The 214-nt window shown below is 67.8% G+C and carries 1 protein-coding gene; it reads right to left on the reverse strand.

Annotated features, from left to right (window positions below; all coding sequences use genetic code 11):
• A partial coding sequence (locus HJY11_RS14510) for a hypothetical protein (protein WP_208076561.1) occupies window positions 1-214 on the reverse strand: 214 nt, incomplete at both ends.

Genomic DNA, 214 nt, shown 5'->3' on the forward strand with positions numbered 1-214 from the left:
GCTCGAGGAACGGGATGAGCGTGGCCGCGACGGAGAGCATCTGACGCGGGGAGACGTCCATGTAGTCGACGTCTTCGACCGGCACGTCGGCGGGAGCGCCGAAGGAGCCGTCGAAGTCGCGCGTACGAGCGACGACGGTGTGGGGACGCACGAGGTTGCCATCGGCGTCGACGGTCACGAGCTCGTTGGTCTCGGGATCGATCGGCGTGTTGGC

The sequence above is a fragment of the Bittarella massiliensis (ex Durand et al. 2017) genome, assembly GCF_017566145.1.
In the GTDB taxonomy this organism is placed as follows: Bacteria; Bacillota; Clostridia; order Oscillospirales; family Ruminococcaceae; genus Bittarella; species Bittarella massiliensis_A.